The following is a 24068-nucleotide window of genomic DNA, read 5'->3' on the forward strand; positions in this document are numbered from 1 at the left end:
TTACACGGAAGGCCGAATTATAGGGCCATCATGCAAAAGTTGCCGTGAGGTGCCCTGTCCTTGACGATTCGTGACGATTATTGCGTAAACGCTTGTTGCAGCGCGGAAACGGCGGCAGCGGGGTCCGCCGCTTCCGTCACCGCGCGCACCACCGCCGCGCAACCCACGCCGGTCGCCAGCACGTCGGGCAACACCTGCAAATCAATTCCGCCGATCGCCACGAGCGGCACCACGCCGTCCAGCAGCCTGACGTAGCGGACGAGGCGCTTGAGACCCTGCGGCGCCGTGGGCATGACCTTGGTCGTGGTCGGAAACACCGCGCCCAGCGCGATGTAGCTCGGTCGAAAGTGCAGCGCCTTCAGAATCTCGTAGAAACCGTGCGTCGACAGGCCGAGCCGGATGCCCGCCGCGGCGAGCGCCGACAGATCCGCCGTGTGCACGTCTTCCTGCCCGAGATGCACGCCGTAGGCGCCCGCCACGAGCGCCGCCTGCCAGTGATCGTTGATGAAAACCTGCGCGTCGTGTTGCCGCCCGGCCGCCACGCAGCGGGCGATTTCGCGTTGCAGTTCATCGGCAGGATGGGCGGACTTGCGGCGCAGCTGCACCGTTTTCACGCCAAAGCCGACCACCCGCTCGACCCACTCCGCGCTCGGCAGCACCGGATACAGCCCGAGCCGCTCCGGGCAGCGCGGGAACGCCTGTGCGGGCGCTTGCGGCAAACCGGCTAGGCGCGGGAACGTCGCGAGATCGGACGGGAATGCGTCGCCGGCTGCGTTGGCGTCGCGGCGGGTTTCGTCGCCGTCGCGCCAGGCGAGCGCCAGCACGAGCGCGTCGTGCGGATCAAAGCCGCAGTCCAGAAACGCGGCCAGAGCGGGAATCCAGTCTTCGGCGAGATGCCCTTCCAGCCGATACGTTTCGCCGCCCAGATGCAGCGCGGCCTTGTTCTCGGCGGCTTCCACCACCGCCGCGCCCCGCACCAGCCAGCGCGCCGCCTGCTCGCCATGCCGGGCGGCGTCGGCTTCGGCGACGACGATCAGATCGCCGCCGTTCGGTTCATCGGGCGCGGTCAGGCAAATGCGCCACGGCGCGTGCGTGGGCGGCCAGTCGCCGAGGCTCGCGCGAATCCGCTCGGTCGCCTCGGTGAGTTCGTCGGCGGGCGGCCAGAACAGGTCGCGGTCTTTCAAAGTCAGAGTCTGCGTCATACGGCGCTCCCGTCTTGGTGCCAGAACGGCATGCCGACCACCGGCGTGCTCGCGTGCGCGCTTTCGCGCGCGGCCATCGGTCCCGCGAGGAACGCCTGACGGCCAGCCTCGACGCCGAGCGCGAACGCGCGCGCCATCGCCTCCGGATGCGTGGCCTGCGACACGGCGGTGTTCAGCAGCACGCCGTCGAAACCCCACTCCATGACCTGAGCGGCATGCGACGGCACGCCGAGCCCGGCATCGACGATCAACGGCACGTCCGGCAGCCGCTCGCGCAGCACGCGCAGCCCGTACGGATTGATCACGCCCTTGCCGGTGCCGATCGGCGCGCCCCACGGCATCAGCGCTTCGCAACCGGCATCCAGCAGACGGCGGCCAATCACGAGGTCTTCCGTGCAGTAGGGCAGTACCTTGAAGCCGTCCTTGACGAGCTTCGCGGCGGCTTCGATCAGGCCGACCGGATCGGGCTGCAACGTGTAGTCGTCGCCGATCAGTTCGAGCTTGATCCACTCCGTTTCGAAAATTTCGCGCGCCATGTGCGCGGTCGCCACCGCCTCGCCGACGGTCAGGCAGCCGGCCGTGTTCGGCAGCAGCGGCACGCCGTGGCGCTTGAGCAGATCGAAGAAGCCGGCTTCGGCGCCGCCTTCGTTCATCTGCCGGCGCAGCGCGACGGTCACCATGCCGGGCCGCGCCGCGTCGATCGAATCGGACAGCGACTGCAGCGACGGATAGCGCGACGTGCCGAGCAGCACGCGGCTCGCGAAAGATTGGCCGTAGAGCGTGAGCGCGTCGGCGGTTTGGGAGGAAGTCATTTGCATCATGGGTTCTCCGGCAAGGCGTGGCGCTTAGCCGCCGGCCACGGGTTGCACGACATCGAGCTTGTCGCCCGGCTGCAGCGCGCGCGCCGCATGCTGCGTGCGCGCGACGAAATCGCCGTTCAGCGCGACCGCGAACGGCGGACGCGCGCCGTACGCGGCGAGTGCATCGGCGACAGTCGCGCCGTCGGGCAGCGACAACGGCTTCTGATTGATATGAATGTCCATGGTGTTCGAATACGGTTCAATCGATGGCTAAAACGCGAGCGCCCAAGGCGCCGCTCCACGCCGCGGCGCTCATGCCGGCTCCCGCGCGCAGTCCTGCTGGAAAAGCTCGCTCCAGCGCGCGCCGCGCCGCCAGTCCGCGCACGCGTCGGCGTCGCCGATGCGCCCGTCGAGCAGCGCCGCGGCGAAGCGCACGGCTTCGTCGGCGACTTCGGGCACGATCATGTAGCCGTGCCGGTAAAGCCCGTTCACCCGCAGGGTTTGCGCGCCGTCCCACAGCAACGCGGGCCGGTGATCCGGCAACGTCGGGCGGCACTGCGAATTCAGTTCGAGGATGCGCGCCTCGCCAAAGCCGGGATGCACCGAAAACGCCGCGCTCAGCAACTCCAGCGCCGAGCGCACGCTGACGGGCGACATGTCCTCGCCTTCCACTTCGGTGGCGCCGATCACATAGAGGTCGTCCTGCTTCGGCGCGATATACAACGGGTAGCGCGGATGCAGAAGCCGCACCGGCCGCGTCAGCTCGATGCCCGGCGCGTGCACGCGGGCGACTTCGCCGCGAATGCCGCGCAGCGTGGACAGCACGGGCTTGGCGCCGAGACCCCGGCAGTCGATGGTGACGCGCGCCGACGGCAGCGCGCGGTCGTCGATAGGTGTATTCCAGTGCGTTTCCACGCCGCGCTGCGCGAGACCCGCCGCCAGCGCGCGAAGCACCTGGCGGTTGTCCAGCTGGCCTTCGCGCGGCAGCAGCCAGCCCTGGTTGAAGCGCCCCGCCAGCGCGGGCTCGGCGGCGCCGAGCTGCGCGCCGGCCAGCGTCACGAAGCCGCCGTCCAGCAACTCGGCCGGCGCATTGGAGCGCACGCGCCGCTCGAACAGCGGCGCCTCGGTGCGATCGGCGTGATGCCACACGACGAGCGTGCCATTGCGCTGAAAAAACACCGGTTCGGGCAACTCGGCCAGCACTTGCGGCCAGGTATCGAGCGACGTCGCGCCCAGCCGCGTGATCAGGAGTTCGGCACTGGCGGCCTCGGCGAGCGGCGCGAGCATGGCGGCGGCGACCCACGCGGCGGCCTGCGAACCGGCTGCGTCGCCGCGCTCATACAGCGCCACACGATGCCCGAGCCCCGCGAGCCGCCAGGCGACCAGACGTCCGCACAGGCCGCCGCCGAGCACGGCGAAATCGGGTTGCGCGGCACGGGTCATGGCGTGCGCTCCGAGCCCATGCGACCGGCAAAAGCAAAGCCGCGCGCGCCACGGGCGACGTGACAGGGAGAAAAACACATAACTGAAGAATAGGCGGTCATCGAGTCCTTTCCGTACGGCCAGCAAGAAGCGCGTACCCAGGACGAAACCGGCGGGTCAGGCCGGCCAGGCAATGTGCGTGCTTCTATGAAGTACGCCGCCCGGCGGGGAATGGAAGACTGCTGCTTCCGGAAACTTCCCGCGCCGGTATTACCCGGATCGGGTGCAAAGGGTCTCTCTCAGCCTCGCTGCCGCAGTGTGAAAATCACGCCGCTCAAGTGCGAAGCACCCCTGTTTCGTCGAAAGGTCATTAGACCATAAAAGGCGCGGCGCTCGCAAACGAGCGGCTCGCCGTGTCGCGCGGGTCTTGATCCGGCACCACCTTTTGTCCGATAGGGGCCGATGCGGCGCTCTGGCACAATGCCAGCAGAAGATGCCGCCAAAACGCGGCGTTTGGCGACATAAACCACGGCGCATGCGGCGATAATTAATTCTGGCTTAAGGGCTGCGCGCCAGAATCGGCGTTCGCCCGCCGGGTCTCGATTGCGTCGGATGTGTCGCGCGCCGCGCCCGCCCGCGCACGACCACCCCGCCGTGGACGCCTTCCCGAATGGGCCCGCCCCCGGACGGGTCGACATTTCTTCAGGACGCTCATGACAACGAACACTTCAGTCAGCCCCGCGCTGCCGCCCGACGAGAAAGTCTCCGCGTGGAGCCTGATCAAGCCCTACTGGGTCTCCGAAGAACGGAAAACAGCATGGGGGCTGCTCATCGCGATCATCGTGATGAATCTCATGGTGGTGTGGATCAACGTCCGCCTGAACCGCTGGAGCGCGGACTTCTACAACGCGCTGCAAACCAAGAACGTGCATGACTTCCCGCATCTCCTGATGATCTTTTCCGGGCTCGCGTTCGGTTTCATCATCCTCGCGGTGTATGGCCGATATTTGCGGCAGATGCTCGGCTTCCGCTGGCGCCAGTGGCTCACCACGCGCTATCTGAACGAATGGCTGCACGACAGCGCGTTCTACCGGATCGAACGCGACCGTCTCGCCGACAACCCCGACCAGCGGATCAGCGACGACCTGCAATCCTTCGCCACCAGCACGCTGTCCCTCACGCTCGATTTGCTGTCCACCGTCGTCACGCTGGTGTCGTTCATCACGATCCTGTGGTCGCTCGCCGGCGCGCTGACCATCACGCTCGGCGGCATGCCGCTGCACATTCCGGGCTACATGGTGTGGGCCGCCGCGCTGTACGCGGTGGTCGGATCGCTCGTGATCCAGAAAGTCGGCCATCCGCTCGTGCCGATCAATTATCAGGCGCAGAAAGTCGAGGCGGATTTCCGTTTCGGCCTGATTCGTCTGCGTGAGAACGCCGAGCAGATCGCGTTCTACAACGGCATGGACACGGAGAAGCACAACGCGCACACGCTGTTCGGCCGCATCCGCGACAACTGGTGGCAGGTCATGAAGTACACCAAGCGGCTCACATTCGTGCTGAGCTTCTATGGCCAGATTGCGATCATCTTCCCGCTCGTGGTCGCCGCGCCGCGCTACTTCGCCGGCGCCTTCACGTTCGGCGTGCTGATGCAGATTTCCAGCGCGTTCGGCACCGTCAGCGATTCGTTTTCGTGGTTCATCAACAGTTACTCCACGCTTGTCGAGTGGCGCGCCACCGTCAACCGGTTGCGCGAATTCAAGCGCGTCGTGCATGCGCCGCGTCTGAAGGAATCGGTCTCGCCGGCCACCGAGCACGGCGGCATCAACCTGCATTTCGTCGATGCCGACAAGCTTTCCACCGACGGCCTCCAGCTCGCGCTGCCGAACGGCAGCCCGCTGTCGCGCATCCGCGATATCGTGATTCATCCCGGCTCGCGCTGGCTCGTGCGCGGCGTGTCGGGCTCGGGAAAGAGCACGCTGATGCGCGCGCTCGCCGGCTTGTGGCCATTCGGCGACGGCTCCATCGACGCGCCCGTCAACGCCCGCATGATGTTCATTCCGCAAGTCAGCTACATGCCGATCGGCACGCTGAAGGCGGCGCTTGCCTATCCGTCCGCAGCCGACACCTACACCGACGACGAATACCGCGAAGCGCTCGTCATCTGTCATCTGTCGGAATATGCGGATCGTCTGCAAGAATCCGGACACTGGACGCGCATGCTGTCGCCCGGCGAGCAGCAACGACTCGCCGCCGCGCGCGTGCTGCTGCACAAGCCGGACTATCTGTTCCTCGACGAAGCCACCAGCGCACTCGACGCCGAAAACGAAGCGCGTCTCTATCGCCTCTTCACCGAGCGCCTGCCGAAGGCGGCGATTGTCAGCGTCGCGCATCGCGAGTCGCTCGCGGCGTTCCATGACGAAACACTCGACGTCGAGCGTGCCGGCGAGGCCGTCGCGGCATGACTACCGAAAGCGACGTGGACAACGCCAGCAGCGAGGCTTTCGAGCGCGTGGTGCTGATCACGGGCGCGGGCTCCGGCATCGGCGCGGCGCTCGCCCGGCGCATCGCCGCGCCGCGCACTGCGCTGATGCTGCACGCGCGCGGCGCGGATCAGGCGTCGCGCGAGCGCCTCACGCAAGTCGCCGCCGATTGCAGCGCGAACGGCGCGACCTGCGCGACTGTGTTCGGCGACTTCGCCGAGCGCGGCGCCGCCGAACACGTCGTGCATCAAACGCTCGCGAACTTCGGCGCGCTCGATCAACTCGTCGCCAACGCGGGCCACGCGCAGCGTCAAACGTTCCAGGCGCTGGACCCGGATGCGTTGAACGACTCGTTCTCGGCCATGCCCGCCGCCTTCGCGGCGCTCGTCAAACGCGCGACACCCGCATTGGAAACGTCGAGACGCGGCCGCGTGGTTGCGCTCAGTTCGTTCGTCGCGCACCGCTATCGCGCGGACACGCCGTTTGCCGCGACTGCGGCGGCGAAAGCAGCGCTCGAATCGCTCGCAAAAACGGCGGCCGCGGAACTCGCGCGGCATGGCGTGACCGTGAATTGCGTGGCGCCCGGCTATACGCGCAAGGATCGCGGCCCGAGCGCTGAGAACGCCGCAGTGTGGACGCGCGCCGCGGAATCGACGCCGCTCGGCCACGTCGCCGAGCCCGCGGATATTGCCGCGCTGATCGCGTTTCTGCTGTCCGACGACGCGCGCCATATCACCGGTCAGGTGATTCACGTCGACGGCGGATTGACGTTGGGTTAGGCAGCGCGCCGAAGGTCCGCAAGGTCAGCAACGTCAGCAACATCCGGAAATGCGCGTGAACAGTTAGAAAGCATTTGCGAAGCGGGCAAGCTTTTCCGCCCTTTGAAAAGAGTCTGCAACAGCGACGATAGTCGTGCGGCGCCGTTTCCCTGCGGCCTGCACGCCATCCACTGCTAACGGACTCTCGCACATGTCACTCGATCGCCGCTCTCATCCTCTGATTCACCGCCTCGTGCTCGGTCTCGGCGCAGCCTTGCTCGTCACGAGCGCCGCGCACGCCGCGCAAGCCACGCCGCCGAACGAGCCGGCGGACGTGTGCCCTGCACTGAAGCACATCGTCGAAGCGTCCGACTTTAAACAGTTGCACACGCGGTCCGCCGCTCAACTGCCGGGCCAGGCCGGCGCGGAAGACTGCCGCGCGAACGCGCATGCGTACGATTGCCACTGGCGCGCGCACTGGCAAGCCGACGGCGTCGTCAACGATCCGCTCGAAGAAATCGGCGCGGACATCGCGGCCTGCTTCCCGAACGTCGTGCACGACGTGAATACGCCGACGCGCCAGCACTTCATCGTGACGACGGCCGAACGTCGCGTGAACGTCACCGCCAGCGTTCAAGGACAAAACGAATTGCGTCTGCGCGTCACGCGCTAAGCGCGAGGACGATGCGCGTTCCCTTGCATTCCGTTGCTTCCTCACCGGCACCCGGCTCTGCTTCATGACCTTCATGACCTTCACGCCCTTCGTGCCTCGCTCGCGCGCTAACGCTTTCACGCGAGCCCCACGGGCGGCGTGGGTCATGTCGCGGCGGCCGCGCGCCCGGCTCATGGCCTGCGCGACGCTCGTCTTCGGCCTGAACGGTTGCGCGTGGACACTGATCCAGGCCGCCGACGCCACCGGCTCCGTGATCCAGGCCGGCTATGCGATCGCGGCGAACTATTCGTCGCCGACCTTCGTGAACGGCCGTCCCGCAGACGTGCGTCATGTGTGCATCGAAGTGAATCAGACGGTATCGGTCGGCGATTTCGTGCCGGCCTTGCAACTCGCGCTCGGGCACCGCGGCATTCGTTCGGATGTCTACAATCCCGGCACCTCGCCCGCCGGTTGCGAGGCGCGTCTCGTGTACAACGCCGCGATCGACTATGGCCGGCGCTCGTTCAGTGACGAGCCGGTCCAGTACCTGTCGATCATCGACTTGACGCTCGTGCAGGATGGCCGAATTCTCGTCACCGCGCGCTACCAGACGGGCGGCTTGAACACTGACCGCTTCTCGTCGGCATCGACCAAGCTCAACGGACTGATCGACAAAATGGTGGTCGATCAAACCGACTTCAGCCGCCCGACGTTGCAGACCATTCAGACCTCGCAAGCGGATTAGCGGCGCGTCTCATTGCTTTCTCTTACCTGGGAAAGGATTGGAAAGCGTTAGCCGCTTTGCCTCGCCCGCACGGATCACTAAGATGGCCCGAATGAACCAATCCATTCTGGTCGTCGACGACGACCCCGTCGTCCGTCAACTTGTCAGCCAATATCTCGAAGGGCGCGGCTTCAAGGTCGCCACCCTCGAACATGGCATGGGGCTTCAACGCAAGTTGCAGGACGAGCGTCCCGCGCTGGTCGTGCTCGACATCATGATGCCGGAGCTTGACGGCATCAGCGCGCTGCGCGCGTTGCGCGTGGCGGGCGACGATATTCCCGTCATTCTGCTCACCGCGCGCGCGGACCCGATCGACCGCGTGATCGGCCTCGAACTCGGCGCCGACGACTATCTCGGCAAGCCGTTCGAGCCGAGCGAACTGGTCGCGCGCATTCGCACGGTGCTGCGGCGTCGCGGCTCGATTGCGCCGAGCGCGCCGGAACAGCGCGCGCCGTATCGCTTCGGCCGCTTCGAAGTCAATTTTCCAGCGCGCGAATTGCGCCGCGACGGCGAGCGCATCGCACTGCGTTCGAGCGAATTCGCGATGCTGAAGGTCTTCGTCACGCATGCCATGACAGTGCTCACGCGCGCGCAACTGCTGGAAAAACTGCACGGCAATAGCGAGGCGCATCGCAATCGCAGTCTCGATGTATCGATCTGGCGCTTGCGCAGGCTGATCGAAGTCGATCCGTCGGAACCGCGCTATGTGCAAACCGTCTGGGGACGCGGCTACGTGTTCGTGCCGGACGGCGAAATCGGCGCGGCCGAGCGCGGCCCAGGCGCGCTCGCGCAATAAGCGCTCGGGCGCCGCAAAGCCGGCGCGTCAGAAAGTCAGCACGCTCAGAAACATTCTTTGCAGCCAGCCCATGGTCGTGGCGTCGGACACCATGCCGACGCCGGCCTGCTCGATGCGCGCATTCGCCACCTTGCTCGACGCGACGTAATTGCCTGCTTCGATATCCTTAGGATTCACGACGCCCGACAGCCGCAGACGGTCGCGGTTGCCGCTCATGGAAATCACCTTTTCGCCCGACACCACGAGATTGCCGGTGGGCATCGTGCCGATCACGGTGACGGCGAGTGTGCCGGTCATGCCGCTGATGTCGGTGAGGCTGCCCTGTCCTTTGTATTCCGTGCTCGCCGAGCCGACGTTGAAGAGTCTCGCGAGCCGCGCGGCCGCGCCGCTCGAGTGATCGGCGGCGTCGGCGGTAATGCTGCTCGCGCGGCTCGCAGCCGCCGTCGAACTGTTGTTGCCGCTGTACGACTCCGACAGGCGGATCGTCAGCACGTCGCCGATATGCTGCGCGCGCGGCGTCTCGTACAGCACCATCAAAGTGCCCGCCTGATAGATCGCGCCCTGCGTGTTGACGTTCAGCGGAGCGGCCACGAGCGGCGGCGCCATCGGCGTTTCGACGATCGATTTCTGCCCGCTGACGCAACCGGAAAGACAAACCGACAGACAGGCCGCCGCGCCCAGTGCGGCGGAAAAACGTAGCGTAGCCATTGTTCGACTCCATGGCCGGATCGGCCTCATCTTCACGCGCCCCACGCGCATCTCAACCGGCGTCGGCATCGCTTGCCTGCCATTGCCGCACGACGGATCTGGCCCAGGCGTCCGAGCCCTTCAGCAGATAGGTCAGCGTGCCGTTGTGCGTGCCCGCCAGGAAACACAGCGTGATCGAGCTAACCGCGTTTTCCCACACGTAAACCGGCACCGCGCCCGGCGACGCCACGTTCTGTGTCGCGTGACGCGGCGGCCCATAGCGGTCCGCGAGCGCGTCGCGCAGATCTTCGGCGGTGACTTCGTCGATCACGAAAGAAATCTCGTAGAGGCGCAGCGGGCTTTGTCCTTCGCCGTGCCCCTGCATGCGGGCAAAGCGCAGCACGTGCTCGGCGGCGGGCGTGCCGTCCACCACCGCCTGCGACAGCGCCCAACCGCGGTCGTCGCGATGAGCCCAGCGGCACGCGAGGGTCAGGCTCTCGTGCGACTTCAGCCGCATGCCGAGCGCGCCCGCCTGCACGTCCGTCTCGCACACGGGCACGCTGCCGGGCGGCGTCGCGCGCACCTTCGAGCCGGCGCGGAATTCGTCGAGCGTGATGCCGAGCGCGATGCCGCGAAACGCAAACGGCGTGTCCTGCGCGCGCCGGCGCGCGTCGGCGAAAACGTCTTTCGATGCGGTCCCGGCATTCGCCGCGCTCGCTTCGCGCGCCACCGGCTGCGCCGGCACGCCCGGCGAGAACGTGCCGCACAGCAGCGCCAACGCGCAGGCAATCCGTGTGGGTGTCATGATTCAGTCGATCGCGGATGAACACATGTCGAACGGCGTGGCCGCGGCATGGCCGACGACCGGAATGATTTTCAGCGTCGCCGACGTCAGCCGGCACGGCAGCGCGACCACGGCGCAGCCGCCGAACGGCAGGAGCGCCGCGCCGAGCGCGAGCCACGCAGCGGCGCGGGTGAAGCGTTTAAGGATTCTCTGAGTCAACACACGGGCCTCGATACTTCAAGCCGTCGTGTTGACGTGATGACCGACGAGCCCCGCGGGAATCGAAGGCTGCTGCGGCGTCGCCGAGCCTTTGGTTTGCACGGCGCCGCCCGCATTCGCGGTGCTGGTCGAGGCGGGCGGTTTCTCCGCCGCTTTGGCGGAGGCGATCGAAGAAAATCGGGTGGGATTGAGGTTGCTTGGAACGGTCATGATGAGCCTCGCATGGCGCCGGGTACGGCTGATTTCGTTCTCGCGCCGCCACGGCCAGGCCCTGCGTGTCAGGCTCTGCCGCATGCGGCGCAACGTATTGCAGGACGAATCATCCCGCCGCCGAGGTCTCTGCAATGCACGAAGAAAAGCGCGCTTTTCGCCGGTTCTTACGACTGCTTTCGAGTGATTTCCAGCGCTTGCCATCGCGCGCCATATCTTTCCGGAAAGCGGCGCGATCGACGCGAATCCAGTTCGACGCCGTGCTCCGCGTGCCAGATATGGCAGCGCTGAAATATGCGGTGAGCCTTGGGTGACGGGCCTTACGCGGACTTGCGCCGAATTCTCGCGGCGCCGGGTAAGCATTGGTAAGAAAACAGTCGGCCGTGCGTCGCGCGAGCCAGTCTAGAATTTCGCCATGAATCCACAGGTCCTTATCGTCGACGACGATCCGGTCGTACGCGATCTGCTTTGCAAGTTCTTGCAGTCGAACGGCTTCGATGCGTCAGTGCTGCATGACGGCACCCACCTCCAGCGGCGGCTCGAACGCGAACGGCCATCGGTCGTCGTGCTCGACATCATGATGCCGAACACCGACGGCCTGCGCGCGCTCACCGCGCTGCGTGCCGCCGGCGACGACATTCCGGTGATCTTCGTGACCGCGCGCGGTACGGTGGCCGACCGCATCGTCGGGCTCTCGCTCGGCGCGGACGACTATCTGACCAAACCCTTCGATCCGCGCGAGCTGCTCGCGCGCATCCACACGGTGCTGAGGCGCCGCGGCCCGTCCACCACGAGCGCCCCCGAGGCCCGCAAGCCGTATAAGTTCGGCCCGTTCGAGCTGGACTTCGCAACGCGGTCGCTGTCGCGCGCCGAGACGAAGCTGCCGTTGCGCGACAGTGAGTTCGCGCTCCTGAAGATCTTCGTCAACAATCCTTATAAGGTGCTGTCGCGCGTGCTGATTCACGATCTCGTGCATCGCGACAATCTCGCCTTCCGCGACCGCAGCCTCGACGTGCCGATCTGGCGTCTGCGCCGCGTGATCGAAGACGATCCCTCCAATCCGTGCTACGTGCAAACGGTGCGCGGCAAGGGCTATGTCTTCGTGCCCGACGCGGACGGCACGCCCTTCTCCGACGAGGCCGCCTCGAGCGCATGAGAAACCCGCTGAACACGCTATTCGGCCGAATGGCGTTGCTCTCGACGGCGGTGCTATTGGCGATTCAGGCCGGTTGGTTCGTCCTCGTGGTGATGCAGCCGCCGCGTCATGAAATCGACGGCTATGCGCGCGGCGTCGTGCTGGTCCTGCAAGCCGTGAACGGCGAGCCGATCAAGGGCGCGGCGCTTGCGCCCGCCATGCGCGTGCATCTCGTGCCGACCTGGAACATGCCGCCGAGCGTCCATCTGCACGAACCGACGGACCATCTCGTCGTCGAGTTGGCGCGGCATCTGCGCGACACGCTGCCGCCCGGCACTCAGATCGCCGTGGACAACCTGCGTCCGCCGCAGTTGTGGGTGCTGTTTCCCGGCAAATCCAACTGGGTGGTGCTGCCGGTCGATCTGCCGCCGCCGCCGCGCTTTCTGATCGAATCCGTTTCGATGCTGGCCGCCGCGCTGATTCTGTCGCTGTTCGCCGTCTGGCAGATGCAGCGTCCGCTCTCGCGTGTCGCCGACGCCGCGCGCGCGTTCGGTTCGGGCGGCCGGCCCGAGCCTGTCACGGTGCAAGGTCCGCGCGAACTGCGCGATCTGATCGGTTCGTTCAACGACATGATGCGTCGCCTGAATGAAGCCGGCGACGATCAGGCCGTGATGCTCGCCGGCGTCGCGCACGATCTGAAGGCGCCGCTCACGCGCCTGAAGCTGCGTGCGAGCGTGCTGGTCGCGCAAAGCGAGCGCGCGGGCCTGATTCGCGATGTGGATTCGCTGACCAACATCGTCCAGCAGTTTCTCGAATTCGCCGGCCAATCCGCCGACGCCGGTCCGCCGGTCAAAGTCGACGAATTTCTGCGCGAGCAATTTTCCGCCACCGACAGCGCGGACGACATTGCCACCGGCATTGCCAGCGACAACGCCACCGACAACGCCACCGACAACGCCGGCGAAGCGTCGCTCGAAACACCGCTATTCGCGCTCGATCTGCGCGCTGGCGCCCAATTTACGCTGCCGCGCACGCTGCTCGACCGGCTCGTGACGAACCTCGTCGACAACGCTTTGGAACATGGCGCGCCGCCCGTCGATATTTCCACATCGCGCAGCAACGGACATTGGCTCATCAGCGTGCGCGATCATGGCGCGGGCATTCCCGACGAGCGCATCGCGGCGGCCATGAAGCCGTTCGTGCGGCTCGACGCGGCGCGCGGCGGCGAAGGCCATTGCGGGCTGGGGCTCGCGATCGTCGCGCGGCTCGCGCACGATCGCGGCGGACGTTGTCACGTGCGCAATCATGCGCAAGGCGGACTGGAAGTGTGTATCGAGTTGCCGGTCACGTCGGCGTCGGCATCGGCGTCGGCGTGAAACGCGGGTTGCAGCCGCGAACGAACGACGCGGCCAATGCGCTTACCCGGCCTTACTGAATCGGCTTTTGCGTGGCGCGCGGTTTTATAGTGAGCCCGGCAACCTCGATGCCGCCCTTTCTCGTCCGCCCGCATATTCGGGGCGGATTTTTTTGGACCGCGCTCAGATCACAAGCTGGCTGCGCAAACTGTCGATGGTCGATTCGGAAACGCCAAGCCCTTGCGTCAGGTAGCGCGTCATCGTGCCGTAGCTCGCCTGCACCTGATCGAAGCCCGCTTGCAGAAAACCTTCCTGAACGCCGAGCATCGGCTCCTGAATCGCGGCCAGCGCGTCGCCGTCCTGCGCGCGCAACGTCGCCTTCTGCGAGCGGATTGTCTGCGCGAGATAGACGTTGCTCAGCAGATAGTCCTGCATGATGACGTCGAGCGGCACATTCGCAATGCTTTGCAACAGCGCCGCGACCCAGCCGGCGCGATCCTTCCCCGCGCTCGAATGGAAAAGCTGCACGCCCGCGCCATCGGCGATCTGGCGCAGCAACGCGCCGAAGCTCGCGCGCTGCGCGCCGCCCGTCACGTAATCGCGTGCCTGCGACGCCATGAACGCGACGGCGGCCGCGGCCGAATCGAATGCCGGCGCAACGAAGTCGCGCACGCCCAGAACATTCAGCGTCTGCGAAACCGCGCCGCGCGGCAGGATGTCGCCCGTGCGCGCAATCTCGCCAGGCGTGCGCAGATCGTAGACGCTCGCCACGCCGAGTTTTTCCAGGGCGGTCTGATCCGCCACGCTGAGCGTTAGCACGTTCGCGCGAAAGAACACGCCGCGACGCATCTGCTTGCCGTCGACGGTCGGATAGCCGGCGGCCGCGCCGCCCACATCGCGAAAATTTTCGACGGATGCGAGGCGCGGCGTCTCGCCCTGCTCGCTGTCGAGATTGCCGCCGCCACACGCGGTGAGCAACGGACTGCTCACGCCCGAGACCAGCAAAACGCTGGCGGAGCGCTTCAAAAACGTCCGCCGCGACGGGCATGCCGCGAACTGGCTCGCCAGGACGGACGTGCATGCAAGGTGGCGGGAAGGTGCCGGGCAGGTTTTCGCGGTGACGGGCATGGGTCGATTGAGCGATTGGACGTGGCAGGCACAAATGTGCGTAAAAAACGTGCAGCCTATGCGCTGCGCGCGCAGTTTAACGGTGTTCAATATTTTTGGGGTTACGGGGTAGTAGTTGGTAAGAAACGGCTTTCGCCCACTTTCCCGCTGCCGCGCGGCTTTAGCGCGCGAGCCGTGATCGGCGGACAGTCGAATCCCTTTCTTCGGGATTTCTTCTGCTAGCGGCTGCTTACCGTTTCCTGCCAATTTTGACCACGAGTGGCCGCACGAAGCCTCGTCCCCGTAGAATAGAAAAACCCTGCACAAGCCAGCCGGCACGCAAAAAAGCCAGGAGAACACAAGAAAACATGCCCTCGCTCCAATGGTTCACCGAACTGACGCAGCGGGAACGCCGCACGCTTTACGCCGGTTTCGGCGGTTACGCGGTCGACGCGTTCGACTTCATGATCTACTCGTTCCTCATTCCGACGCTGATCGCGACGTGGGGCATGACCAAAAGCGAAGCGGGCATGATCGCCACCAGTTCGCTGATCTCGTCGGCGCTGGGCGGCTGGCTCGCCGGCATTCTGGCCGATCGCTACGGCCGCATCCGCGTGCTGCAGTGGACGATCGCCACCTTCGCGCTGTTCACTTTCCTGTCGGGCTTCACGCATTCGTTCTGGCAACTGCTCGCCACGCGCACGCTGCAAGGCATTGGCTTCGGCGGCGAATGGTCGGTCGTGACGATCATGATGGCGGAGACGATCCGCTCGCCGCAGCATCGCGCGAAAGCCGTGGGCACCGTGCAGAGTAGCTGGTCGTTCGGCTGGGCGGCGGCGGCCATCGTCTATTGGGCGTTTTTCGCGCTGCTGCCGGAGCAGTACGCGTGGCGCGCGTGTTTCTGGATCGGCCTGCTGCCGGCGGCGTGGATCATTTATATCCGCCGCAATGTCAGCGACCCGGAGATCTATCTGGAGACGCGCCGCGCGCGCGAGCGCGGCTTCGAAACCGCGCACTTCCTGCAGATTTTCTCGGGAGCGCATCTGCGCACCACCCTGCTCGGCAGCGTGCTGTGCACCGGCATGCTCGGCGGCTATTACGCGATCACCACATGGCTGCCCACGTATCTGAAGACCGTGCGGCATCTGTCGGTATTCAACACGAGCGGGTATCTGATCGTGTTGATCGTCGGCTCGTTCACCGGCTATATCGTCGGCGCGATTCTGTGCGACAGGATTGGCCGGCGCGCGTCGTTCGTGCTGTTCGCGATCGGCTCGTTCGTGCTCGGCATGGTCTACACCATGCTGCCGATCACCGACGGCATGATGCTCGCGCTCGGCTTTCCACTGGGCATCGTCGTGCAAGGCATTTTCGCGGGCGTGGGCGCTTATCTGTCGGAGCTTTATCCGAACGCGATTCGCGGCTCGGGCCAAGGCTTCTGCTACAACCTCGGGCGCGGCTTCGGCTCGTTCTTTCCGATTCTGGTCGGCACGCTTGCGCAGGGCATGTCGCTCGTGAAGGCCATGGGCATTGTCGCCGGATCGGGTTATCTGCTCGTGATCGTCGCCGCGCTGTGCCTGCCCGAAACGAAGGGCAAGGTGCTCGGCACGGCCCGCACCACCGCCTGACCTTGCCGCTGTTTTGCCGTCCTATAAGCACATGAAAACGATTGTTCTGGGGGGTGGCGTCATTGGCGTCGCCACCGCTTTCTATCTGCGCCAGCAAGGCTGCGAGGTCACGCTGGTCGAGCGCGAGCCGGACGTCGCGCTCGCCACCAGCTTCGGCAACGCCGGCGTGATCGCGCCCGGCTATGTGACGCCGTGGGCCGCGCCCGGCATGCCCGCGAAGATTCTCAAATACCTGTTCAAGCCGGCGTCGCCGCTGATTTTCCGTCCCACGCTCGATCCGGCTCAATGGCGCTGGATCGCGCGTTGGCTGCGCGAATGCGACCTCGAACGATTTCGCGTCAACAAGCAGCGGATGCAGCGCATTGCCTATTACAGCCGCGCGTGCCTGCACGAATTCCGCAACCGTCATCCGTTCGATTACGGGCGCAGCCAAGGCTATCTGCAACTCTTTCGCAGCGAGTTCGACGTCGAGCTGGCGCAGCCCGCGCTGGCCGTGCTGCGCGACGCGGGCATCGTCCACCGCGAAGTAAGCGCCGCGCAGTGCGCCGAAATCGAACCCGGCTTGCGCTGGGCGCGCGCGGCGCCGGTGTCCGGCCTCTATCTTCCCGACGATGAAGCCGGCGATTGCGCGCACTTCACTCGCGAACTCCGCGCGATCTGCCAGCGCAACGACGTGCAGTTTCGCTTCGACACGCGCGTGACCTCGCTCGATGTGCAAGGCGGCGCCGTGCGCGCGGTGCGCGTCGAAAGCGAGCGCGGCCGCGAGAGCTTGCCGGCGGATTGCGTGGTGGTGGCGCTGGGCGTCGACAGCGCGGCGCTGCTTGCGCCGCTCGGCGTGAAGGTGCCGCTGTATCCGGTCAAGGGATATTCGGCGACGCTGCCCGTCATCGACGATGAAAAAGCGCCGCGCGCCGCGCTGATGGACGAGTCGCTGAAGACCGCGATCACGCGCTTCGGCAACAACCTGCGCGTGGCCGGCACGGCGGAGTTGGGCAGCCGGCACACCACCCTGCGCGAGCAGGCTTTGCAGACGCTGATGAAGGTATTGAGCGACTGGTTTCCGCAAGCCGCGAGTCCGGCGTCCGCGCATTTCTGGGTGGGCCGCCGTCCGATGACGCCCGACGGCGCGCCGTTGCTCGGGCCGTCGGGCATCGGCAACTTGTGGCTGAATCTGGGACACGGTTCGACCGGCTGGGCGATGTCGATGGGTTCGGGGCGCGTGGTCGCGGATCTGATCACGCAGCGCAAACTGGAGATCGATCTCGACGGGCTGACGCTGGCGCGTTACGGGAAGTGAAACGCGGCGTCAAAAAGGCGGACATTAAAAAGCCGGGTCACCTTCTCAGGTGCCCGGCTTTGTTCTGACTGCTTTGATACCGCTCGATGCGCCCGCTTGATGCATCACTTGCCGGGCACAGCGTCGTCTCCACCTTGTCCTGCAAGCATTGGCCGGTTTCCGCCTTGAAAGACGAAAACCGGCCGTAGATAAATAGCTTAACGCGGCAGTTCCGAATGCCCCATCAGGAAAGCGTCGACGGAACGCGCGCACTGACGGCCTTCGCGAATCGCCCACACCACCAGCGACTGGCCACGGCGCATGTCGCCCGCCGTGAACACCTTGTCCACCGACGTGTAGTACGCCTTGTCGCCTTCCGTCGTGGCGCGCACGTTGCCGCGCGCGTCCTTGTCGACGCCGAACGCTTCGAGCACTGGCGAGACCGGCTGCGTGAAGCCCATGGCGAGCAGCACGAGGTCGGCCTTCATTTCGAATTCCGAGCCCGGCACTTCCTGCATCTTGCCGTCCTTCCATTCGACGCGCGCCGCGATCAGCTTCTCGACCTTGCCGTTTTTGCCTTCGAGGCGCTTGGTCGCAACCGCCCAATCGCGCGAGCAGCCTTCGTCATGCGACGACGACGTGCGCAGCTTGATCGGCCAGTACGGCCACACGAGCGGCTTGTTCTCTTCTTCCGGCGGTTGCGGCAGCAGTTCGAATTGCGTGACGCTCTTCGCGCCATGACGGTTCGACGTGCCCACGCAGTCCGAGCCGGTATCGCCGCCACCAATCACGACCACATGCTTGCCTTTCGCGAGCAACTGGTTCGGCACCTTGTCGCCGGCGTTGACCTTGTTCTGCTGCGGCAGGAATTCCATCGCGTAATAGATGCCCTCCAGCTCGCGGCCCGGCACCGGCAGATCGCGCGGCGTTTCCGAACCACCGGCGACGACCACCGCGTCGAAGTCTTCCTTCAACTGGTCCGGCGTGATGGTTTCCTTCGCCGTGTTGCCGATCCAGGACGGCAGCGAACCTTCCTTGCCGACGAACACATTCGCGCGGAACGTCACGCCTTCGGCTTCCATCTGGCGCATGCGACGGTCGATCAGCCACTTCTCCAGCTTGAAGTCGGGAATGCCATAACGCAGCAGACCGCCGATGCGGTCGTTCTTTTCGAACACCGTCACGTCATGGCCCGCGCGCGCGAGTTGCTGCGCGACGGCGAGACCCGCCGGACCCGAGCCGACCACGGCAACCTTCTTGCCGGTCTTGTGCTTCGGCGGCTGCGGCGCGACCCAGCCTTCGGCCCAGGCTTTGTCGATGATCGCGTGCTCGATCGACTTGATGCCGACCGGATCGTTGTTGATGCCGAGCGTGCAGGCCGCTTCGCACGGCGCCGGGCAGATGCGGCCCGTGAACTCCGGGAAGTTGTTCGTGGAGTGCAGCACTTCGATCGCGTTCTTCCAGTCCTGATGGAACACCAGGTCGTTGAAGTCCGGGATGATGTTGTTCACCGGGCAGCCGTTGTTGCAGAACGGAATGCCGCAGTCCATGCAACGCGCGCCTTGAATTTTCGCTTCGTCGTCGGTGAGTGCCGCGACGAATTCCTTGTAGTGCTTCACACGCGTGAGCGGAGCTTCGTACGCCTCGTGGCGGCGCTCGAACTCGAGAAAACCGGTTGCCTTGCCCATGTGGTTCTCTTCTCTATCTGTATCTAGGGGTAATCTGGACCCGCCGCCCTTCGGAACACGGAGCGGCGGCGGGTACGGCTAAAGGTGACGTCTACTGACGAAAAACGGCGCGATTTACGCGGCGAGCACTTCCTTGTTCGCCTTCTTCGCGGCGAGTTCGCCCAGCGCGCGCTTGTATTCGGTCGGGAACACCTTCACGAATTGACGGCGCGACGCGTCCCAGTTTTCGAGCAGCGCTTTCGCACGCGGCGAACCGGTGAACTGGAAGTGACGCTCGATGAGGCCCTTGAGCAGCGCTTCGTCGGTGGTATCGCGGTGCCACAGGCCCTTGTCGACCGTGCGTTCCTGTTCGGCTTGTTGCAAGACCGGATCGAGCGCGACCATCGACTTGTTGCACTTGCCCGCGAACGTGCTCTCCGGATCGAACACATACGCGACGCCGCCCGACATGCCGGCCGCGAAGTTACGGCCCGTTTCGCCGAGCACGACCACCGTGCCGCCCGTCATGTATTCGCACCCGTGGTCGCCCGTGCCTTCGACAACGGCCATCGCGCCCGAGTTACGCACGCAGAAACGCTCGCCCGCCACGCCGCGGAAGAACGACTCGCCTTCGATCGCGCCGTACATCACCGTGTTGCCGCAGATGATGTTTTCTTCCGATTTGCCGCGGAAATCGTTGGTCGGCCGGATGATGATGCGGCCGCCGGACAGGCCCTTGCCCACGTAGTCGTTGCCGTCGCCGACCAGATCCAGCGTGATGCCTTTCGCGAGGAACGCGCCGAAGCTCTGGCCCGCCGTGCCCTTCAACTGGATGTGGATCGCGTCGTCGGGCAGGCCGTCGTGGCCGTACTTGCTCGCGATCGTGCCGGACAGCATGGCGCCGACCGTGCGGTTCACGTTGCGCACCGGCTGGATGAACGACACGTGCTCGCCTTTCTCGATCGCCGCCTTCGCCTTCTCGATCAGCGTGTGGTCGAGTGCGCGGTCGAGACCGTGGTCCTGCACGTCGACATGCTTGCGCGCGACTTCAGCCGGCACTTGCGGCTGATAGAACACGCGCGAGAAGTCGAGACCCTTTGCCTTCCAGTGCTCGATGCCCTTCTTCGTGTCGAGCAGTTCGGCGCGGCCAATCAGATCGTCGAACTTGCGGATGCCGAGTTGCGCCATGATTTCGCGCGCTTCTTCCGCAACGAAGAAGAAGAAGTTCACGACGTGTTCCGGCTGGCCCTGGAACTTCGCGCGCAGCACCGGATCTTGCGTCGCGACGCCGACCGGGCACGTGTTCAGATGGCACTTGCGCATCATGATGCAGCCTTCGACGACGAGCGGCGCCGTCGCGAAACCGAATTCGTCCGCGCCGAGCAGCGCGCCGATCACGACGTCGCGGCCGGTCTTCATCTGACCGTCGGCCTGCACGCGGATACGGCCGCGCAACTGGTTCAGCACCAGCGTTTGCTGCGTTTCCGCGAGACCCAGTTCCCACGGCGTGCCGGCATGCTTCACCGACGACAGCGGCGACGCGCCCGTGCCGCCGTCATGGCCCGCGATCACGACGTGATCGGCCTTCGCCTTCGCGACGCCTGCGGCCACCGTGCCGACGCCCGACTCCGACACGAGCTTCACCGAGACGCTGGAGGCCGGATTGACGTTCTTCAGGTCGTGAATGAGCTGCGCCAGATCTTCGATCGAATAGATGTCGTGGTGCGGCGGCGGCGAAATCAGGCCGACGCCCGGCACCGAGTAACGCAGTTTGCCGATGTAGTCCGACACCTTGTGGCCCGGCAATTGACCGCCTTCGCCCGGCTTCGCGCCCTGCGCCATCTTGATCTGGATCTGATCGGCCGACGCGAGATACTCCGCCGTCACGCCGAAACGGCCCGACGCGACCTGCTTGATGCGCGAGCGCAGCGAATCGCCGTCTTTCAGCGGAATGTCGACGATCACTTCCTCGCCGATCACGGACTTCATCGTGTCGCCGTTTTTGATCGGAATGCCGCGCAGTTCGTTGCGGTAACGGTTCGCGTCCTCGCCGCCTTCGCCGGTGTTCGACTTGCCGCCGATGCGGTTCATCGCGACAGCCAGCGTGGCGTGCGCTTCAGTGCTGATCGAGCCCATCGACATCGCGCCGGTCGCGAAACGCTTGACGATGTCCTTCGCCGATTCCACTTCGTCGAGCGGAATGGCCTTGGTCGGATCGAACTTGAATTCGAACAGGCCGCGGAACGTCATGTGACGCCTGGTCTGATCGTTGATCAGATGCGCGTATTCCTTATACGTCTGATACGAGTTGCTGCGCGCCGAGTGTTGCAGCTTGGCGATCGCATCCGGCGTCCACATGTGTTCTTCGCCGCGCACGCGGTACGCGTATTCGCCGCCCGCGTCGAGCATGTTCGCGAGGATCGGGTTGTCGCCGAACGCGTCGCGGTGCAGGCGGATCGCTTCTTCCGCGACGTCAAAGAGACCAATGCCGCCGACCTTCGACGACGTGCCCTTGAAGTACTTCTGCACGAGTTCTTCGGCAAGGCCGACCGCTTCGAAAATCTGCGCGCCGGTGTACGACATGTAGGTCGAAATGCCCATCTTGGACATGACCTTCTGCAAGCCCTTGCCGACTGCCTTGGTGAAGTTGTAGACCGCCTTGTCCGCCGACAGATCGCCCTTCAGGCCGGCTGCGAGCTGGCCGAGCGTTTCCATCGCGAGGTACGGGTGCACGGCTTCCGCGCCGTAGCCCGCGAGCAGCGCGAAGTGGTGCGTTTCACGCGCCGAGCCGGTTTCGACGACCAGACCCGTGCTCGTGCGCAGGCCTTGCTGCACGAGGTGCGTGTGAATCGCGGCCGTGGCCAGCAGCGCCGGAATCGCGACGTTGTCGCGGTCGGTCTTGCGGTCCGACACGATCAGCATGTTGTAGCCGGACTTGACTGCATCGACGGCTTCCGCGCACAGCGACGCGAGACGCGCTTCGATACCTTCCTTGCCCCAGCTGACCGGATAGCAGATGTTCAGTTCGTACGAGCTGAACTTGCCGCCCGTGTACTGATCGATCGCGCGGATCTTCGCGATGTCCTTGAAGTCGAGCACGGGCTGCGACACTTCCAGACGCATCGGCGGGTTGATGTTGTTCGTGTCGAGCAGGTTCGGCTTCGGGCCGATGAACGACACGAGCGACATCACCATGTTTTCGCGGATCGGGTCGATCGGCGGGTTCGTGACCTGCGCGAACAGCTGCTTGAAGTAGTGATACAGCGTCTTGTTCTTGTTGGACATGACCGCGAGCGGCGAGTCGTTGCCCATCGAGCCGACGGCTTCCTCGCCGGCTTGCGCCATCGGCGCCATCAGGAACTTGAGGTCTTCCTGCGTGTAGCCGAACGCCTGCTGACGATCCAGCAAGGCAGCGGCTTCGCGGCGTTCCGTGGCGACGTCTTCGGCGTTCGGCTCGATTTCGTCGAGCTTGATGCGCACGGCGTCGATCCAGCTCTTGTACGGCTTGGCGTTCGCGAGGTTGTCCTTCAGTTCCTTGTCGTCGATGATGCGGCCGTGTTCCATGTCGATCAGGAACATCTTGCCCGGCTGCAGACGCCACTTCTTGACGATCTTCGACTCGGGAATCGGCAACGTGCCCGCTTCCGACGCCATGATGACGAGGTCGTCGTCCGTGACGATGTAGCGCGCCGGACGCAGACCGTTACGGTCGAGCGTCGCGCCGATCTGACGGCCGTCGGTGAAGGCGATCGCGGCGGGGCCGTCCCACGGCTCCATCATCGCGGCGTGATATTCGTAGAACGCGCGGCGGTTGTCGTCCATCAGCGTGTGCTGTTCCCAGGCTTCCGGGATCATCATCATCATTGCGTGGACGAGCGGGTAGCCGGCCATCACCAGCAGTTCGAGACAGTTGTCGAACGAGGCCGTGTCGGATTGGCCCGGATAGATGAGCGGCCACAGCTTCGGCAGGTCGTCGCCGAGCACGTGCGACGCGATTGCGCCGGTACGGGCGTTCAGCCAGTTGACGTTGCCCTTCACCGTGTTGATTTCGCCGTTGTGGGCGATCATGCGGTACGGGTGAGCCAGTTCCCAAGCCGGGAACGTGTTGGTCGAGAAGCGCTGGTGCACGAGCGCGAGCGCCGACACAGTGCGCTCGTCCTGCAGGTCGCGGTAATACACGCCGACCTGGCCGGCCAGCAGCAGCCCCTTGTAGACGACCGTGCGCGCCGAGCACGACGGCACGAAATATTCCTTGCCGTGCTTGAGCTTGAGCGCCTGGATGCGGTGGCTCGCGGTCTTGCGGATGATGTACAGCTTCCGTTCGAGCGCGTCGGTCACCATGATGTCCTTGCCGCGGCCGATAAAGATCTGGCGGATCAGCGGCTCGCTCGCCTTGACGGTGGGCGAAATCGGCATGGTGTGGTCGACCGGCACATCGCGCCAGCCGAGCACGACCTGGCCTTCGGCCTTGACCGTACGCTCCAGTTCCTGTTCGCAGGCGAGGCGCGATGCGTGTTCCTTCGGCAGAAACACCATGCCGACGCCGTATTCGCCGTACGGCGGCAACGTCACGCCCTGCCGGGCCATTTCCTCGCGATAGAACCCGTCGGGAATCTGGATCAGGATGCCCGCGCCGTCGCCCATGAGCGGATCGGCGCCGACCGCGCCCCGGTGGTCGAGGTTCTCGAGAATCTTCAGGCCTTGCTGAATGATCTCGTGGCTTTTCTTGCCCTTGATGTGGGCAACGAAGCCGACGCCGCAGGCGTCATGTTCGTTTTGCGGGTCGTACAACCCTTGCGCGGCGGGAACCGGGTGAATCGGTTGCTGGTGGTCGTTCATGGGGACACCGTCTGTGAGGGGCCGGACAGGCCGTTAAACCGTTTTTCTATTGCCGCACGTGCACACTTGCAACGGCGAAGGCGCTTCGGATGCGGACTGCCGTGCATATCGAAAACGCCGGAATTCGGAATATACGCGACGAATCAATGGAATAGCAAATAAAACGTCATGATAGAACCCCAATTATCAAATTGGTGCATTGCGGTCCATTTTAATTGGTGCCATATCATTAACGGGCAAAATAAAACGGCATACGTGGATGCC

At 65.0% G+C, this 24068-nt stretch carries 21 protein-coding genes and 1 riboswitch; of the genes, 10 read left to right on the forward strand and 11 right to left on the reverse strand.

The features are described from left to right. Positions 1-77 precede the first annotated feature (77 nt). The 4 genes from thiE to VOM14_RS25900 all read right to left on the reverse strand — a co-directional run bounded on the left by thiE (position 78) and on the right by VOM14_RS25900 (position 3445). Positions 78-1202 carry a thiamine phosphate synthase gene (gene thiE / locus VOM14_RS25885; RefSeq protein WP_327631607.1) on the reverse strand — a complete coding sequence of 375 codons (1125 nt, stop codon included), beginning with the start codon at positions 1200-1202 and terminating at the stop codon, positions 78-80. Then, entirely contained in the window at positions 1199-2014 is an 816-nt protein-coding gene (locus tag VOM14_RS25890; protein ID WP_327631608.1) for a thiazole synthase, read from the reverse strand. Before VOM14_RS25890 ends, thiE begins: the two co-directional genes overlap by 4 nt. Before the next feature lie 33 nt (positions 2015-2047). Continuing rightward, positions 2048-2245 (reverse strand): sulfur carrier protein ThiS, encoded by a 198-nt coding sequence (gene thiS, locus VOM14_RS25895; protein WP_327631609.1) that lies wholly within the window; start codon positions 2243-2245, stop codon positions 2048-2050. Positions 2246-2314: 69 nt separating this feature from the next. Beyond that, positions 2315-3445, reverse strand: a complete 1131-nt coding sequence (locus tag VOM14_RS25900; protein ID WP_327631610.1) for an FAD-dependent oxidoreductase — start codon at positions 3443-3445, stop codon at positions 2315-2317. A gap of 218 nt (positions 3446-3663) precedes the next feature. Next, positions 3664-3787: riboswitch (TPP riboswitch) on the reverse strand. 350 nt (positions 3788-4137) lie between these two features. Between VOM14_RS25900 and VOM14_RS25905 the strand changes: the two genes are divergently transcribed. The 5 genes from VOM14_RS25905 (at position 4138) to VOM14_RS25925 (ending at position 8897) form a co-directional block, all read left to right on the forward strand. Continuing rightward, positions 4138-5889: an ABC transporter ATP-binding protein/permease gene (locus VOM14_RS25905; protein WP_327631611.1), complete on the forward strand. Its 1752-nt coding sequence runs from the start codon at positions 4138-4140 to the stop codon at positions 5887-5889. Beyond that, on the forward strand, positions 5886-6686 hold the full coding sequence (locus VOM14_RS25910; RefSeq protein ID WP_327631612.1) for an SDR family NAD(P)-dependent oxidoreductase: 801 nt from the start codon (positions 5886-5888) through the stop codon (positions 6684-6686). The genes VOM14_RS25905 and VOM14_RS25910 overlap by 4 nt, the downstream gene beginning before the upstream one ends. A gap of 190 nt (positions 6687-6876) precedes the next feature. Continuing rightward, a complete protein-coding gene (locus tag VOM14_RS25915; protein WP_327631613.1) occupies positions 6877-7338 on the forward strand; it encodes a hypothetical protein in 462 nt (153 codons plus the stop codon). Positions 7339-7483: 145 nt separating this feature from the next. Continuing rightward, positions 7484-8062: a hypothetical protein gene (locus VOM14_RS25920; RefSeq protein ID WP_327631614.1), complete on the forward strand. Its 579-nt coding sequence runs from the start codon at positions 7484-7486 to the stop codon at positions 8060-8062. Between the two features lie 91 nt (positions 8063-8153). Continuing rightward, positions 8154-8897, forward strand: coding sequence for a response regulator (locus tag VOM14_RS25925; RefSeq protein WP_327631615.1), 744 nt, complete (start codon positions 8154-8156; stop codon positions 8895-8897). Between the two features lie 27 nt (positions 8898-8924). On the opposite strand, the gene VOM14_RS25930 is transcribed toward VOM14_RS25925, so the two are convergent. Genes VOM14_RS25930 through VOM14_RS25945 form a run of 4 tightly spaced genes read right to left on the reverse strand, consistent with a single transcriptional unit; the run spans position 8925 to position 10797 of the window. Continuing rightward, complete coding sequence (locus VOM14_RS25930) at positions 8925-9605, reverse strand: flagellar basal body L-ring protein FlgH (protein ID WP_327631616.1); 681 nt, start codon at positions 9603-9605, stop codon at positions 8925-8927. Positions 9606-9657: 52 nt separating this feature from the next. Continuing rightward, on the reverse strand, positions 9658-10389 hold the full coding sequence (locus VOM14_RS25935; protein ID WP_327631617.1) for a hypothetical protein: 732 nt from the start codon (positions 10387-10389) through the stop codon (positions 9658-9660). A 3-nt stretch (positions 10390-10392) separates the two neighbouring features. Further along, on the reverse strand, positions 10393-10587 hold the full coding sequence (locus VOM14_RS25940) for a DUF6726 family protein (RefSeq protein ID WP_327631618.1): 195 nt from the start codon (positions 10585-10587) through the stop codon (positions 10393-10395). Positions 10588-10605: 18 nt separating this feature from the next. Continuing rightward, positions 10606-10797, reverse strand: a complete 192-nt coding sequence (locus VOM14_RS25945) for a hypothetical protein (RefSeq protein ID WP_327631619.1) — start codon at positions 10795-10797, stop codon at positions 10606-10608. A gap of 415 nt (positions 10798-11212) precedes the next feature. Between VOM14_RS25945 and VOM14_RS25950 the strand changes: the two genes are divergently transcribed. Continuing rightward, complete coding sequence (locus VOM14_RS25950) at positions 11213-11953, forward strand: response regulator (RefSeq protein ID WP_327631620.1); 741 nt, start codon at positions 11213-11215, stop codon at positions 11951-11953. Further along, a complete protein-coding gene (locus VOM14_RS25955) occupies positions 11950-13308 on the forward strand; it encodes an ATP-binding protein (protein ID WP_327631621.1) in 1359 nt (452 codons plus the stop codon). The genes VOM14_RS25950 and VOM14_RS25955 overlap by 4 nt, the downstream gene beginning before the upstream one ends. Before the next feature lie 162 nt (positions 13309-13470). Here the strand turns inward: VOM14_RS25955 and VOM14_RS25960 are convergent, their stop codons facing one another. Continuing rightward, a complete protein-coding gene (locus VOM14_RS25960; RefSeq protein WP_327631622.1) occupies positions 13471-14415 on the reverse strand; it encodes a tyrosine-protein phosphatase in 945 nt (314 codons plus the stop codon). 21 nt (positions 14416-14436) lie between these two features. Between VOM14_RS25960 and VOM14_RS25965 the strand changes: the two genes are divergently transcribed. From VOM14_RS25965 to VOM14_RS25975, 3 genes are all read left to right on the forward strand, one after another. Next, entirely contained in the window at positions 14437-14637 is a 201-nt protein-coding gene (locus VOM14_RS25965) for a hypothetical protein (RefSeq protein ID WP_327631623.1), read from the forward strand. Between the two features lie 125 nt (positions 14638-14762). Beyond that, positions 14763-16022, forward strand: coding sequence for an MFS transporter (locus VOM14_RS25970; RefSeq protein ID WP_327631624.1), 1260 nt, complete (start codon positions 14763-14765; stop codon positions 16020-16022). A gap of 31 nt (positions 16023-16053) precedes the next feature. Further along, on the forward strand, positions 16054-17319 hold the full coding sequence (locus VOM14_RS25975) for a D-amino acid dehydrogenase (protein WP_327631625.1): 1266 nt from the start codon (positions 16054-16056) through the stop codon (positions 17317-17319). Between the two features lie 197 nt (positions 17320-17516). On the opposite strand, the gene VOM14_RS25980 is transcribed toward VOM14_RS25975, so the two are convergent. Together VOM14_RS25980 and VOM14_RS25985 are read right to left on the reverse strand one after the other, a co-directional pair. Then, positions 17517-18986, reverse strand: coding sequence for a glutamate synthase subunit beta (locus tag VOM14_RS25980; protein ID WP_327631626.1), 1470 nt, complete (start codon positions 18984-18986; stop codon positions 17517-17519). A gap of 114 nt (positions 18987-19100) precedes the next feature. Then, entirely contained in the window at positions 19101-23804 is a 4704-nt protein-coding gene (locus tag VOM14_RS25985) for a glutamate synthase-related protein (protein ID WP_327631627.1), read from the reverse strand. Positions 23805-24068 lie beyond the last annotated feature (264 nt).

Origin of the sequence: Paraburkholderia sp. MPAMCS5, assembly GCF_036016995.1 — a bacterium.
Classification (GTDB): Bacteria; Pseudomonadota; Gammaproteobacteria; order Burkholderiales; family Burkholderiaceae; genus Paraburkholderia.

What these genes read in the sequence shown, in the direction of transcription:
- thiE (WP_327631607.1), bottom strand. Translation starts at nt 1,202, where the DNA reads ATGACGCAGACTCTGACTTTGAAAGACCGCGACCTGTTCTGGCCGCCC.
- VOM14_RS25890 (WP_327631608.1), bottom strand. Translation starts at nt 2,014, where the DNA reads ATGACTTCCTCCCAAACCGCCGACGCGCTCACGCTCTACGGCCAATCT.
- thiS (WP_327631609.1), bottom strand. Translation starts at nt 2,245, where the DNA reads ATGGACATTCATATCAATCAGAAGCCGTTGTCGCTGCCCGACGGCGCG.
- VOM14_RS25900 (WP_327631610.1), bottom strand. Translation starts at nt 3,445, where the DNA reads ATGACCCGTGCCGCGCAACCCGATTTCGCCGTGCTCGGCGGCGGCCTG.
- VOM14_RS25905 (WP_327631611.1), top strand. Translation starts at nt 4,138, where the DNA reads ATGACAACGAACACTTCAGTCAGCCCCGCGCTGCCGCCCGACGAGAAA.
- VOM14_RS25910 (WP_327631612.1), top strand. Translation starts at nt 5,886, where the DNA reads ATGACTACCGAAAGCGACGTGGACAACGCCAGCAGCGAGGCTTTCGAG.
- VOM14_RS25915 (WP_327631613.1), top strand. Translation starts at nt 6,877, where the DNA reads ATGTCACTCGATCGCCGCTCTCATCCTCTGATTCACCGCCTCGTGCTC.
- VOM14_RS25920 (WP_327631614.1), top strand. Translation starts at nt 7,484, where the DNA reads ATGTCGCGGCGGCCGCGCGCCCGGCTCATGGCCTGCGCGACGCTCGTC.
- VOM14_RS25925 (WP_327631615.1), top strand. Translation starts at nt 8,154, where the DNA reads ATGAACCAATCCATTCTGGTCGTCGACGACGACCCCGTCGTCCGTCAA.
- VOM14_RS25930 (WP_327631616.1), bottom strand. Translation starts at nt 9,605, where the DNA reads ATGGCTACGCTACGTTTTTCCGCCGCACTGGGCGCGGCGGCCTGTCTG.
- VOM14_RS25935 (WP_327631617.1), bottom strand. Translation starts at nt 10,389, where the DNA reads ATGACACCCACACGGATTGCCTGCGCGTTGGCGCTGCTGTGCGGCACG.
- VOM14_RS25945 (WP_327631619.1), bottom strand. Translation starts at nt 10,797, where the DNA reads ATGACCGTTCCAAGCAACCTCAATCCCACCCGATTTTCTTCGATCGCC.
- VOM14_RS25950 (WP_327631620.1), top strand. Translation starts at nt 11,213, where the DNA reads ATGAATCCACAGGTCCTTATCGTCGACGACGATCCGGTCGTACGCGAT.
- VOM14_RS25955 (WP_327631621.1), top strand. Translation starts at nt 11,950, where the DNA reads ATGAGAAACCCGCTGAACACGCTATTCGGCCGAATGGCGTTGCTCTCG.
- VOM14_RS25960 (WP_327631622.1), bottom strand. Translation starts at nt 14,415, where the DNA reads ATGCCCGTCACCGCGAAAACCTGCCCGGCACCTTCCCGCCACCTTGCA.
- VOM14_RS25970 (WP_327631624.1), top strand. Translation starts at nt 14,763, where the DNA reads ATGCCCTCGCTCCAATGGTTCACCGAACTGACGCAGCGGGAACGCCGC.
- VOM14_RS25975 (WP_327631625.1), top strand. Translation starts at nt 16,054, where the DNA reads ATGAAAACGATTGTTCTGGGGGGTGGCGTCATTGGCGTCGCCACCGCT.
- VOM14_RS25980 (WP_327631626.1), bottom strand. Translation starts at nt 18,986, where the DNA reads ATGGGCAAGGCAACCGGTTTTCTCGAGTTCGAGCGCCGCCACGAGGCG.
- VOM14_RS25985 (WP_327631627.1), bottom strand. Translation starts at nt 23,804, where the DNA reads ATGAACGACCACCAGCAACCGATTCACCCGGTTCCCGCCGCGCAAGGG.